At 71.5% G+C, this 12,193-nt stretch carries 11 protein-coding genes; 2 read left to right on the forward strand and 9 right to left on the reverse strand.

What is annotated here, in order from left to right; translation table 11 throughout:
- Positions 1 to 322 precede the first annotated feature (322 nt).
- The 5 genes from proC to ACIBI4_RS17735 all read right to left on the reverse strand — a co-directional run bounded on the left by proC (position 323) and on the right by ACIBI4_RS17735 (position 4,177).
- Positions 323 to 1,126, reverse strand: coding sequence for a pyrroline-5-carboxylate reductase (gene proC / locus ACIBI4_RS17715; protein ID WP_399204835.1), 804 nt, complete (start codon positions 1,124 to 1,126; stop codon positions 323 to 325).
- Positions 1,127 to 1,221: 95 nt separating this feature from the next.
- Positions 1,222 to 1,959 (reverse strand): ABC transporter permease, encoded by a 738-nt coding sequence (locus ACIBI4_RS17720; RefSeq protein WP_399204836.1) that lies wholly within the window; start codon positions 1,957 to 1,959, stop codon positions 1,222 to 1,224.
- Positions 1,956 to 2,786: an ABC transporter ATP-binding protein gene (locus tag ACIBI4_RS17725; protein WP_399204837.1), complete on the reverse strand. Its 831-nt coding sequence runs from the start codon at positions 2,784 to 2,786 to the stop codon at positions 1,956 to 1,958. Before ACIBI4_RS17725 ends, ACIBI4_RS17720 begins: the two co-directional genes overlap by 4 nt.
- A gap of 90 nt (positions 2,787 to 2,876) precedes the next feature.
- Entirely contained in the window at positions 2,877 to 3,629 is a 753-nt protein-coding gene (locus ACIBI4_RS17730) for a class I SAM-dependent methyltransferase (RefSeq protein WP_399204838.1), read from the reverse strand.
- A gap of 32 nt (positions 3,630 to 3,661) precedes the next feature.
- Positions 3,662 to 4,177, reverse strand: a complete 516-nt coding sequence (locus ACIBI4_RS17735; protein ID WP_399204839.1) for an EamA/RhaT family transporter — start codon at positions 4,175 to 4,177, stop codon at positions 3,662 to 3,664.
- A gap of 153 nt (positions 4,178 to 4,330) precedes the next feature.
- Between ACIBI4_RS17735 and ACIBI4_RS17740 the strand changes: the two genes are divergently transcribed.
- On the forward strand, positions 4,331 to 6,673 hold the full coding sequence (locus tag ACIBI4_RS17740; RefSeq protein ID WP_399204840.1) for a PQQ-binding-like beta-propeller repeat protein: 2,343 nt from the start codon (positions 4,331 to 4,333) through the stop codon (positions 6,671 to 6,673).
- Between the two features lie 19 nt (positions 6,674 to 6,692).
- On the opposite strand, the gene ilvD is transcribed toward ACIBI4_RS17740, so the two are convergent.
- The 4 genes from ilvD to ACIBI4_RS17760 all read right to left on the reverse strand — a co-directional run bounded on the left by ilvD (position 6,693) and on the right by ACIBI4_RS17760 (position 11,195).
- Positions 6,693 to 8,546: a dihydroxy-acid dehydratase gene (gene ilvD, locus ACIBI4_RS17745; protein WP_399204841.1), complete on the reverse strand. Its 1,854-nt coding sequence runs from the start codon at positions 8,544 to 8,546 to the stop codon at positions 6,693 to 6,695.
- A gap of 107 nt (positions 8,547 to 8,653) precedes the next feature.
- Positions 8,654 to 9,283: a TetR family transcriptional regulator gene (locus tag ACIBI4_RS17750; RefSeq protein WP_399204842.1), complete on the reverse strand. Its 630-nt coding sequence runs from the start codon at positions 9,281 to 9,283 to the stop codon at positions 8,654 to 8,656.
- The gene (locus tag ACIBI4_RS17755) at positions 9,280 to 10,107 is read right to left on the reverse strand and encodes a sugar phosphate isomerase/epimerase family protein (protein ID WP_399205281.1); all 828 of its coding nucleotides are present in this window, start codon (positions 10,105 to 10,107) and stop codon (positions 9,280 to 9,282) included. The genes ACIBI4_RS17750 and ACIBI4_RS17755 overlap by 4 nt, the downstream gene beginning before the upstream one ends.
- Before the next feature lie 137 nt (positions 10,108 to 10,244).
- Positions 10,245 to 11,195 (reverse strand): Ppx/GppA family phosphatase, encoded by a 951-nt coding sequence (locus ACIBI4_RS17760; RefSeq protein WP_399204843.1) that lies wholly within the window; start codon positions 11,193 to 11,195, stop codon positions 10,245 to 10,247.
- Between the two features lie 71 nt (positions 11,196 to 11,266).
- Between ACIBI4_RS17760 and ACIBI4_RS17765 the strand changes: the two genes are divergently transcribed.
- A complete protein-coding gene (locus ACIBI4_RS17765; RefSeq protein ID WP_399204844.1) occupies positions 11,267 to 12,190 on the forward strand; it encodes a hypothetical protein in 924 nt (307 codons plus the stop codon).
- Positions 12,191 to 12,193 lie beyond the last annotated feature (3 nt).

Consider the following 12,193-nt stretch of genomic DNA (forward strand, 5'->3'; position numbering starts at 1 on the left):
CGGTGCTTTCCGGTTCCCGCTTTCGCGTTTCCCTTCCGGCGGTGTCGACTCTATCAGATCCTTTCGGGCCTGATTCCCGGTCAACTCGGGTTGTCTGCCCGGCCGTTGCGGGCCGTTTCGACGAAGTGAGACTTTAGCGGAATCCTCGCTCCCGACCTAATCGGGGGTGATTCCTCATTTCGTAAGAGCGCACGAAAGCGATACCGCGTTCGAAAGCGCGGAATGCTTGAAGTGGTTCTTGCGGAATGGCCGCCCGGGGCCGACAGAAGTCGGTGCTCACGTCGGGCAACTCGGAGAACACTACGGATCTCCGAGGGGCGTGTCAACCTGCGGCCAGCTCGCGGCTGCGGTCGCGGGCTGCTTCCAGCGCGGACAGCAGCGCGGCTCGTACGCCGTGGTTCTCCAGCTCGCGGATGGCGTTGATGGTGGTGCCGGCCGGGGACGTCACGTTCTCGCGGAGCTTCACCGGGTGCTCGCCGCTGTCGCGGAGCATCACGGCGGCGCCGATGGCGGCCTGGACGATGAGGTCGTGGGCCTTGTCGCGGGGCAGGCCGAGGAGGATGCCCGCGTCCGTCATGGCTTCGACGAGATAGAAGAAGTACGCCGGGCCCGAGCCCGAGAGAGCGGTGCAGGCGTCCTGCTGGGACTCCGGGACGTGGAGGGTCTTGCCGACCGCGCCGAAGATTTCCTCCGCGTGGGTGAGGTCGTCGGGTGCGGCGTGGGTGCCGGCGGAGATGACGGACATGCCCTCGTCCACCAGGACCGGGGTGTTCGGCATGACGCGGATGACCGGGGTGCCTTCGGCGAGGCGGTCCTCGATGAAGGACGTGGTGATGCCCGCGGCGGCGCTGATGACGAGGCGGTCCTTGGTGACGTGCGGCGTGAGCTCGTCGAGGAGCTTGCCCATGTCCTGGGGCTTGCAGGCCAGGATCAGGGTGTCCGCGCGCTTGGCCGCGTCGGCGTTGGTGACCGTGTCGACGCCGTACCGCGCGCGCAGTTCCTCCGCGCGCTCCGGGCGGCGGGTGGTGACCAGGAGGTTCTCCGGGGCCCAGCCCGCCCGGAGCATGCCGCTGAGGAGGGCCTCGCCGATCTTTCCGGTGCCGAGGACGGCGACTTTCTGGGTCATGCGGGGCCTCCTGGATGTGTCGTGCGTGACGTCATCCTCGCACCGGGGGCGGGCAGCGGGCCGGTGTGTCTCACTGCGCGAGCAGCCGGGCGGGGTCAGGCGGTGCGGCGGCGGAGGGTGGCGGCACCGAGGCCGAGGACCAGGAGGGCGCAGAGGGCGACGACCAGGGCGTCGCGGAGGAAGTTGGCGGTGACGTCGGTGTGTTTGAGGACTTCGTTCATTCCGTCGACCGCGTACGACATGGGCAGGACGTTGGAGATCTTCTCCAGGACCGGCTGCATGTTCTCGCGGGCCGTGAACAGGCCGCAGAGGAGGAGCTGGGGGAAGATCACCGCCGGCATGAACTGGACGGCCTGGAATTCGGAGGCCGCGAAGGCCGAGACGAAGAGGCCGAGGGCCGTGCCGAGCAGGGCGTCCAGAAGGGCGACGAGCAGGAGCAGCCAGGGGGAGCCGATGACGTCCAGGCCGAGGACCCACAGGGCGAGGCCCGTGGCGAGGACGGACTGGAGGATCGCGAGGGTGCCGAAGGCGAGGGCGTAGCCGAGGATCAGGTCGGCCTTGCCGAGGGGCATCGCGAGGAGGCGTTCCAGGGTGCCCGAGGTGCGTTCGCGCAGGGTCGCGATGGACGTCACCAGGAACATCGTGATCAGCGGGAAGATGCCGAGCAGCGAGGCGCCGATGGTGTCGAAGACGCGAGGGCTGGCGTCGAACACGTACCGCAGGAGCAGCAGCATCACGCACGGGACCAGGATCATCAGCGCGATGGAGCGCGGGTCGTGGCGGAGCTGGCGCAGGACCCGGGCGGCCGTGGCGAGGGTGCGGGAGGCGTTCATCGCTGGGTCTCCTTGGTGCTGCTCGCGCCGGCGTCGGGGGTGGTCGGGGCATCTCCGGTTCCCATGGCGTTCGCCGCGTCGACCAGACGGAGGAAGGCCGCTTCGACGGTGTCCGTGTCCATCCTGTGGCGCAGGGCGTCGGGGGTGTCGTCGGCGAGGATCTCGCCCTCGCGCATGAGGAGCAGACGGTGGCAGCGTTCGGCCTCGTCCATGACGTGGGACGAGACGAGGATCGTGGTGCCGCGGGCGGCGATGGTGTGGAAGAGGTTCCACAGGTCGCGGCGGAGGACGGGGTCGAGGCCGACGGTCGGTTCGTCCAGGACCAGGAGCTCCGGGGTGCCGAGCAGGGCGACCGCGAGCGAGACGCGGCTGAGCTGGCCGCCGGAGAGCGTGCCGGCCAGGGCGTCGTGGTGGCTTTCCAGGTCGACGTCGGCGATGGCGCGGGTGACGTGGTCGCGGCGCAGGTCCGCGGCGGCGCGGCCGGGGAGGAGGACCGCGGCGAAGTAGTCGAGGTTCTGGCGGACGGTGAGGTCCAGGTAGACCGACGGCGCCTGGGTCACGTATCCGATGCGGGAGCGCAGGGGTGCGGAGCCCGCCGGTGCGCCGAGGACGTCGAGGGTGCCGGTGACCTTGGCCTGGGTGCCGACGACGGCGCGCATCAGGGTCGACTTGCCGCAGCCGGACGGGCCGAGCAGGCCGGTGATCTGGCCTCGGGGGACCTCGAAGTGCAGGCCTTTGAGGACGGTGCGGGGGCCGCGGACCACGGTGAGGTCCGCGGCCTTGATCGCGGGGGTTCCGGGGGCGGCTCCGGATCCGTAATTCATCATGTGATGAATATGGGCCGTGGGAAGGCGCCACGTCAAGCACCGGAAGGGAGGAGGGGGTGGGCCGCCAGGTCAGGACCGGTCGGGGCCAGGTCAGGCTTCGGGCTTGGTGGCGACGGTCAGCTCCACCGTGTAGTGCTCCGTCACCTGCCCGTCCGGGAACTGGCGGAGGAGTTCCGCGCGCTCCTCGGCGAGCAGCGGGCCGGCGCGCTCGGGGCCGAGTGCGGCGAAGTACGAGCGGCTGCCCAGGTGGGCGAGGTGGGCGTCGACCGAGAGGTCGCGGGTCCAGTGGAGGCGCTGATGGGTGCGGGCGGCGGCCGGGGCGATGTCCTCGATGAGCTGCTCGGTGTCGACCGCGACGCCGAAGCCGTGGTGGCCGGGGACCCGGGCCGCGAGGCGCTTCTCCTGCGCGGCGGACCAGGGGCTGTCGGGCACGTTCCACCACAGCGCGAGCGCTCCGCCCGGGCGCAGCACGCGCAGCGCCTCCGGGATGGAGCGGGCCGGGTCGGTCCAGTGCCAGGACTGGGCGTACGTGACGAGGTCCGCGCACCCGTCCGCGAACGGCAGCGCCTCGCCGGCCGCCCGGACCAGCGGCACCTCCGGGAGCGCGGCGCGCAGCTGGGCGCCCATGCCCGGACCGGGCTCGACGGCGACGACCCGGGCGCCGCGCTCGTACAGGAGACGGGTGGCGATGCCGGTGCCCGCGCCGGTGTCGAGGACGCGGCTGCCGTGCAGGGGGCGGCCGGTCAGGTCCTCGATCGTGGCGAAGAGCGCGGGCGGGTAGCCCGGGCGCGCGGTGGCGTACTGAGCGGCGACGGCGTCGAAGGAGAGCGCGAAGTCGGTCATGGGTTCATCGTGGCCGACGGAAGCGCCCCGGGTCAGGGGCGGCGCTTCTTCTTGGGGCGGTTGGACGGGTTGCCCGTGCGGCGGGACGCGCGGCGTTCGTACTGGGTGCGGGCCGTCTCGTACTCCTCGCGGCGGATCTTCTCGCCCGGGGCCTCCATGAAGTTCCGCAGGAAGTACGCGAGCAGCACACCGATGAAGCCGATGGCCGTCAGACCGCGCGCGGCGGCGGCCGCCTCCGGGTCCACGCGCTTCTTGTACGACTCCCAGGTGCGGCGGAACGCGATGGCGCTGCACGCCGAGAGCGCGATGACGACCAGCAGGTTGACGAAGCTGCCGACCTTCGCGATGGAGAGCCCCTCGTACGCGAAGCGCAGCACGAAGGCGCCGGCGACGGCGAGCGTGATCGAGCCGATCCCGACCCCGATCCGGCGCCACAGATAGCCGTTGTCGTGCTCCAGCCATGTGGTGCCGAAGAAGGGGATGGACTCGGGCTGGGGGCCGCCCGGGGTCGCGCCGGGTGTCTCGTTCGTGCCGGTTTCGTCGCTCACGAGGTCGATTATCCCGGACGGATCGGCTCCGGGTGCGCCCTGCCGTGCGGCGCCGGTCCCGTCGCGGGCCCGCCCCCTGGGGCGTGAGGGACCACAGTTGTGGGGCGAGCTCGTAGGGTGTACGCGTCAACGTGGGTACGGGGAGGGCCGGTTGTGGCACTACGGGAGGACGATCCCGGGTCCATCGGGGCATATCGGCTGACGGACCGGCTCGGTTCGGGCGGTATGGGCACGGTTTTCCTCGGCCGTACGCCCTCCGGACGCGACGTCGCGATCAAGGTCGTGCACGAGCAGTACGCGGGCGATCCCGTCTTCCGTACGCGCTTCCGGCAGGAGGTGGCCGCGGCACGGCGGGTCAGCGGGGCGTTCACGGCGGCCGTCGTGGACGCCGATCCCGAGGCGCGGCGGCCTTGGATGGCCACGCAGTTCGTGCCCGGGCCGACCCTCGCCGACCGGCTGCGGGACGGCGGGCCGGTGCGCGGAGGCGAGCTGCGGCGGCTGGCGCTGGGGCTCGCGGAGGCGCTCGGCGACATCCACCGCGCCGGTGTCGTCCACCGCGATCTGAAGCCCGCGAACGTGCTGATGGCCGCGGACGGTCCGCGTGTCATCGACTTCGGGATCTCGCGCGCGGCCGAGAACCAGGCGCTCACCGCGACCGGGCATGTGATGGGCACGCCGCCGTTCATGTCGCCGGAGCAGCTGAGCGATCCGCGGTCGGCCGGGCCCCCGTCGGATGTGTTCTCGCTGGGCGCGCTGCTCGTGTACGCGGTGACGGGCAAGGGGCCGTTCGACGCGGACAGCCCGTATCTGACCGCGTACCGCGTGGTGAACGAGCTGCCGGAACTGGCCGGCGTGCCGCAGCCACTGCGTGACGTGGTGGCCGGCTGCCTCACGAAGGAGCCGGAGCGACGGCCGGAACTCTCGGTGGTGGCACGGGAGTTGAGCAGGCTTCCGGAGTCCTCCCCCGAGACCGTCGAGTGGCCGGTCGCCGGGGATCAGCAGACGCTGGCGATACGGGGCGGGGCCTCGCCGATCGCCTCGGGGCCCGGATCCTCCGGCCCAGGTGTCCCGGCCGCCGCGAGCGCACCCGATGCCGCCGTCAGGGGTGAGTCCCTGCCTCCGGTCAGCCGGGTCGGGCAGGCGGAGGGCGCGGAGGCGGAGGCTGCGGCTGGGAGCGGGTCACGACGGCGGCGGATCCGGGCGCTGGTCGCCGCCGGTGTGCTGGTGGTCGCGGCGGCCGTCGGGTTCGCCGTGTTCCTGCCGGACTCGGGTGCTGGGACGCGAGGCGGCGGCGGTCCGTCCTCCGGGGCGTCCACTCCCCCGCGTACCGCAGTGCCCGACGGCTGGAAGCCCTGGCAGGCCTCGCTGGTCGGCGCCACAGGGGACGGCGCCAAACCGCCCGCGGGCTGGCGGGAGTTCAACGACGCGCAGGGATGTCTGGCCGACGGGGTCGCCCTGTACTGCGGGGGCAACAGCATCTTGACCGTGCGGATCGACGTCGCGACCGGTGCGGTGGTGTGGCGTGCGCCCGTGCCGCCCGGGCTCGGGCAGGCCGTCGGGATGCACAACTCGGAGCCGTACGGAGTGCAGGGCGGGAAGGTCGTCGTCCTGGAGGCGCTGTCCGATGACCGTGCGCAGGTCAGCGCGCTCGACGCCGAGACCGGCAAGCGCCTGTGGAGCGGCCCGGCGAGCACCTCGTACTCGGATGTGGCGGTGGCCGACGGGCTGGTGGCCGCCGTGGATCCGGACGATCTGTCGATCACCGCACGCGATCTGAGGACCGGCCGCACGGTCTGGTCGACGCCCGTCCTGTCCGACCAGAACTGCCGTCCGATGGAACTCGCCGACGCGCTGTACGCGGCTTGCGACCTCGAGACCGAGGACGGCCAGGAGACCCAGCTGGTCCTGCGGCGTCTCGCGCCCGAGGACGGGAACGTGCACGAGCTGCCGACTGTCGCGGACGCCGAGGGGAGCGCGGCGGAGCTCGACGACGGGCGGATCGCCGTCCCGGTGGCGGGCGGGAAGCAGCCGGACAACGAGGGCGCGTTCGACTGGACGGTCCGCTACACCTCGGTCGTCCTCTTCGACCCGACGGGCGAGCGCGAGCGCGAGACGGTGAAGCTCGCCAAGCCCTTGGAGGGGACGGGCGCCGACTTCATCGCGCGGACCATGTACGTACGGCGGCCCGACGGCACCGTGACCGCCGTGGACCTCCGCAGCGGACGGCAGCTGTGGAGCGCGGCGACCTCACTGGAGCGGCCGGGCCGGCCGGCGGTACTCGACGGGATCCTCTATCTGACGTCCGCCAGCGGCCGGGTGCTCGCGCTCGACGCCCGTACGGGCAAGGAGCTCTGGCAGACCGCGCCGCGCAACGCGCCCGTCGGCGACTCGGCCTGGGGCGGGCCCTCGGTGCTGCGGGCCGAGGGCGCGCTCCTCGTCAGCTCGTCGGGCGGAACGGTCTTCTCGTTCGACCCGGCGAAGCCGCCGAAGAGCTGAGCCCCCCACGCGGGCCCGCTCAGCCCAGCTTGCTCACGTCGCGCACCGCGCCCTTGTCCGCGCTCGTGGCCATCGCCGCGTAGGCCTTGAGGGCCTGGGAGACCTTGCGGTTGCGGGACTTGGGGGCGTACGTGCCGTTCAGGGCCGCCTCGCGGGCCGCCAACTCCTCGGCGGGGACCAGGAGTTCGATCGTGCGGTTCGGGATGTCGATGCGGATACGGTCGCCGTCCTCGACCAGGGCGATCGTGCCGCCCGAGGCCGCCTCCGGGGAGGCGTGGCCGATGGAGAGGCCCGAGGTGCCGCCCGAGAAGCGGCCGTCGGTGATGAGGGCGCAGGACTTTCCGAGGCCGCGGCCCTTCAGGTACGAGGTGGGGTAGAGCATCTCCTGCATGCCGGGGCCGCCCTTGGGGCCCTCGTAGCGGATGACCACCACGTCGCCCTCCTTGACCTGCTTGAGGAGGATCTTCTCGACCGCCTCCTCCTGCGATTCGCAGACGACGGCCGGGCCCTCGAAGGTCCAGATGGACTCGTCGACGCCCGCGGTCTTCACGACGCAGCCGTCCACGGCGAGGTTGCCCTTGAGGACCGCGAGGCCGCCGTCCTTGGAGTAGGCGTGCTCGGCGGAGCGGATGCAGCCCTCGGCCGCGTCCTCGTCGAGGGAGTCCCAGCGCTCGGAGGTCGAGAAGGCCTCGGCCGAGCGGACGCAGCCGGGGGCCGCGTGCCACAGCTCGACGGCCTCGGGGGACGGGGAGCCGCCGCGCACGTCCCAGGTCTTGAGCCAGTCGGCGAGCGACGGGCTGTGGACGGAGTGGACGCCCTCGTTGAGCAGGCCCGCGCGGTGGAGTTCGCCGAGCAGGGCCGGGATGCCGCCCGCGCGGTGCACGTCCTCCATGTAGTACGTGCGGTTCTTGCCGACGTTCGGGGCGACCTTGGCGAGACACGGGACGCGGCGCGAGACGGCGTCGATCTCGTTGAGACCGAAGGGGACCTCCGCTTCCTGGGCAGCGGCCAGGAGGTGGAGGATCGTGTTGGTCGAGCCGCCCATCGCGATGTCCAGGGCCATCGCGTTCTCGAAGGCCGCGAAGGTCGCGATGTTGCGGGGCAGGACGGAGGCGTCGTCCTGCTCGTAGTAGCGGCGGGTCAGGTCGACGACCGTGCGGGCCGCGTCCTCGTACAGCGCCTTGCGGGCGGTGTGCGTGGCGAGGGTCGAGCCGTTGCCGGGCAGGCTCAGGCCGATGGCCTCGGTGAGGCAGTTCATCGAGTTGGCCGTGAACATGCCGGAACAGCTGCCGCAGGTCGGGCAGGCGTTCTCCTCGATACGGAGGATGTCCTCGTCCGAGACGTTCTCGTTCACGGCCTCCGACATCGCGTCGACCAGGTCGAGCGTGCGGACGGTGCCGTCGACGAGCGTGGCGCGGCCGGACTCCATCGGGCCGCCGGAAACGAAGACCGTGGGGATGTTCAGGCGCAGCGCCGCGTTGAGCATGCCCGGGGTGATCTTGTCGCAGTTGGAGATGCAGATCAGGGCGTCGGCGCAGTGGGCCTCGACCATGTACTCCACGCTGTCCGCGATCAGGTCACGGCTCGGCAGGGAGTAGAGCATGCCGCCGTGGCCCATCGCGATGCCGTCGTCGACGGCGATCGTGTTGAACTCGCGCGGGATGCCGCCCGCTTCCTTGATCGCTTCGCTGACGATGCGGCCCACCGGTGCGAGGTGGGTGTGGCCCGGGACGAACTCGGTGAAGGAGTTGGCGACGGCGATGATCGGCTTGCGGCCGATGTCCGCGCCCGGTACGCCCGACGCCCGCATGAGGGCTCGGGCGCCCGCCATGTTGCGGCCGTGGGTGACTGTGCGGGACCTCAGCTCGGGCATCGTCCGCTCCTTGCTCGACAGTGCTGGTCCGGTCGAGCGTACGCTTCCGGCTCAAGATCCGGACGGGGTGTCCGATATGCGGGACGGGGTCTCGCGGGGTGGACGGGCTACTCGGAGGGCTGCTCCGTGAGGTACCGCTGCAACGTGGGCGCCACCAGTTCGATGATCTCCTCCGGGTCCGCCGATGCCAGGGGCTCGACCTTGACCACGTAGCGGACCATCGCGATGCCGACCATGTGGGACGCGGCGAGTTCGGCGCGGAAGCGGGGGTTGGGGACGTCGAGGTCCGCCTCCACGCGTTCGATCAGGCGGCGCATCACGAACGCGCGCAGGATCTTCGCCGCCGCCTCGTGCGTCACCGCCGAGCGGATGATCGCCAGGAGCGGGGTGCGGGTCGCGGGGTTCTCCCAGACCGAGAAGAAGAAGCGGGCCAGGCGCTCGCCCGCGCCGTCCATCCCCTCGCCGACCGTGTCGACGACGCCCTGGGCCGGTTCGAAGGTGACCTCGATGGCCGCCGCGAAGACCTCGTCCTTCGTGCCGAAGTAGTGGTGGACCAGCGCCGAGTCCACCCCCGCGGCCTTGGCGATGCCACGGATCGAGGCCTTGTCGTAGCCGCGCTCGGAGAACTGTTCGCGGGCCGCGGCGAGGATGCGGTCCCTGGCGCCCGGGCCGGACTCCGCCTCCGTACGGGAGGGCCGGCCGCGCCCTCGGCGGGCCGGCCCCTGTGCGGCCGTCACTGCTTCGACGTGGCGTTCAGGGCCGAGGCCAGGTGCAGACGGGTGTAGGCCAGGGCCTCGGCGAGATCGGCCTCACGTTCGGCGCTGGACATCGCGCGCCGCGTGTTGACCTCGATGACGACATGGCCGTCGAAGCCGCTGAGCGCAAGCCGTTCGAGCAGCTCGGCGCAGGGCTGGCTGCCGCGGCCGGGGACGAGGTGCTCGTCCTTCGCCGAGCCGTTGCCGTCCGCGAGGTGGACGTGCGCGAGACGGTCGCCCATGCGGTCGATCATGTCCATGGTGTCCGTGCGGGCTGTCGCGGTGTGCGAGAGGTCGACCGTGAAGTGCCGGTAGTCGTCCTTGGTGACGTCCCATTCGGGGGCGTACGCGAGCATCTCGCGGTCGCGGTAGCGCCACGGGTACATGTTCTCGACCGCGAAGCGGACGTCCGTCTCGTCGGCCATCCGCCACAGCCCGGTGACGAAGTCACGCGCGTACTGCCGCTGCCAGCGGAAGGGCGGATGCACCACGACGGTGGACGCGCCGAGCTTCTCGGCGGCGGCCTGGGCGCGCTGCAGCTTGACCCACGGGTCGGTGGACCAGACGCGCTGGGTGATCAGGAGGCAGGGCGCGTGCACCGCGAGGATCGGCATGGAGTGGTAGTCGGAGAGGCGGCGCAGCGCCTCGATGTCCTGGCTGACCGGATCGGTCCACACCATGACCTCGACACCGTCGTAACCGAGGCGCGCGGCGATCTCGAACGCCGTCGCCGTCGACTCCGGGTAGACGGAGGCCGTCGACAGGGCGACCTTCGCATCGGGGATGCGCACCACTGGTTCTGCCACGTCTGCCACGGAGGACAGCGTACGGGCCGGTTCCGTGCCCGCGGCAGGTGACCAGGTGTGGTCTTGGCCGCTCCGTGCCCCGTGCCGTGACCCGCGCCGGGCGCCTAAGGCGCCGCCGTTCCCGCCGTTCCCGCCGGTCAACCCAGTTCCCCCTGCTCCGGTGTGGACATGTGGTCGAGGCGGCGCAGGATGACGCCCTCGCGCAGCGCCCACGGGCAGATCTCCAGGGTCTCCACGCCGAACAGGTCCATCGCGCCCTCGGCCACCAGGGCCCCGGCGAGCAGCTGTCCGGCGCGGCCGTCCGAGACGCCCGGCAGCTCGGCCCGCTCGGCCTCGGTCATCGCGGCGAGCTGCGGCACCCAGTCCTCCAGGGACTTCCGCTTCAGCTCCCGCTGCACGTACAGGCCCTCCGCGGAGCGCGCCGCGCCCGCGAGGCGGGCCAGCTGCTTGAAGGTCTTGGAGGTGGCGACCACGTGGTCGGGGTTGCCGAAGCGGCTGAACTCCCCGACCGTACGGGCGATCTGGGCCCTGGCGTGGCGGCGCAGCGCCTTGACGTCCTGCGGGTCGGGCGGGTCGCCGGGCAGCCAGCCCGCGGTGAGGCGGCCGGCGCCGAGCGGGAGACTGACGGCGGCGTCGGGGTCCTCGTCGATGCCGTACGCGATCTCGAGCGAGCCGCCGCCGATGTCGAGCACGAGCAGCTTGCCCGCGGACCAGCCGAACCAGCGGCGTACGGCGAGGAAGGTGAGCCGCGCCTCGTCCTCGCCGGAGAGGACCTGCAGGTCGACGCCGGTCTCGGCGCGGACGCGGGACAGGACCTCGTCGGCGTTGACCGCCTCGCGTACCGCGGACGTGGCGAACGGCAGCACGTCCTCGCAGCCCTTGTCCTCGGCGGCTTCGAGGGCGTCCTTGACCGTGGTGATCAGCAGGTCGACACCTTCGGGGCTGATCGCCCCGGTGCGGTCGAGGAGTTGGGCCAGCCGCAGATCCGCCTTGTGCGAGTGGGCGGGCAGCGGGCGCGCGCCGGGGTGGGCATCCACCACCAGCAGATGCACCGTGTTCGAACCCACATCGAGGACACCGAGTCTCATACGTAAGACGCTACTGCGCGTTCGGGGATCGACGGTCCACGTGAGGTGTTCCGCGCGCATACCCTGGGGGTGTGCCCAAGACGAAGAACGCGAAGCCGGAGAAGTCGGGTAAAACCGGTAAGCCGGGTAAGCCGGAGAAGACCGGCAAGGTGAAGAAGACGGGTAAGGCCGGTGACGCGGTGAAGGCTGCACAGAAGGACTCCCAGGCCGCCAAGGGCGGCAAGAAGGTCAAGGACGTGGCGGCGCCCGACGAGCAGGGGCTCGACTTCCCGCGCGCCTGGGTGGAGTTCGCGGACCCGGCCGACGACGAGCAGCTCTTCCGCTGCGACCTGACCTGGCTCACCTCCCGCTGGCACTGCGTCTTCGGCAGCGGCTGCCAGGGCATCCGGGCCGGCCGCGCCGACGACGGCTGCTGCACGCTCGGTGCGCACTTCTCGGACGAGGAGGACGAGCAGCGCGTCGCGGGCTTCGTGGCCAAGCTCACGCCCGACATCTGGCAGCACCATGCCGTCGGTACGGACTCGGGCTGGACGCAGGAGGACGAGGACGGCGAGCGGCAGACACGGCGCTGGGAGGGCTCGTGCATCTTCCAGAACCGGCCGGGCTTCTCCGGTGGCGCCGGCTGCTCGCTGCACATCCTGGCGCTGCGCGAAGGGCGTGAGCCGCTGGAGACCAAGCCGGACGTGTGCTGGCAGCTGCCGGTGCGGCGGACCTACGAGTGGATCGAGCGGCCCGACGACACGAAGGTGCTGCAGGTGTCGATCGGGGAGTACGACCGGCGCGGGTGGGGGCCCGGTGGGCATGATCTGCACTGGTGGTGCACCTCGGCGACGTCGGCGCATGGGGCGGGGAAGCCGGTCTATCTCTCGTACGAGCCCGAGCTCCGGGAGTTGATGGGGGCGGCGGCGTACGAGGTTCTGGTGGGGATGTGCGAGCAGCGGCTGGCTTCGTCGTTGCCGTTGGTGGCTCCGCATCCGGCGGATCCGTTGGGTTAGCGA

It is taken from the genome of Streptomyces sp. NPDC050418 (assembly GCF_044458745.1).
Classification (GTDB): Bacteria; Actinomycetota; Actinomycetes; order Streptomycetales; family Streptomycetaceae; genus Streptomyces.